A 440-nucleotide genomic window follows, 5' to 3' on the forward strand; every position below is an offset into this window, starting at 1 on the left:
GACTACTCGGGTATCTAATCCCGTTCGCTCCCCTGGCCTTCGTGCCTCAGCGTCAGATACTGTCCAGACATCCGCCTTCGCCACTAGTGTTCCTCACGATATCCACGCATTTCACTGCTCCACCGTGAATTCCGATGTCCCCTCCAGTTCTCAAGCGCGGGAGTATCAAAGGCAGTTCCGGAGTTGAGCTCCGGGATTTCACGCCCGACTGCGAGGTCCGCCTACGCGCCCTTTACGCCCAGTCATTCCGAGCAACGCTCGCCCCCTTCGTATTACCGCGGCTGCTGGCACGAAGTTAGCCGGGGCTTCTTCTGCGGGTACCGTCACCATCGTCCCCGCCGAAAGGGCTTTACAATCCGAAGACCTTCTTCACCCACGCGGCATTGCTGGATCAGGCTTGCGCCCATTGTCCAATATTCCCCACTGCAGCCACCCGTAGG

1 rRNA gene is annotated in these 440 nt (G+C 59.3%); it reads right to left on the reverse strand.

The features are described 5' to 3' along the window. A 16S ribosomal RNA gene (locus ACTHUG_RS11505) occupies positions 1–440 on the reverse strand; the annotation flags it as partial.

Origin of the sequence: Neisseria sp. P0022.S009, assembly GCF_051956675.1 — a bacterium.
In the GTDB taxonomy this organism is placed as follows: Bacteria; Pseudomonadota; Gammaproteobacteria; order Burkholderiales; family Neisseriaceae; genus Neisseria.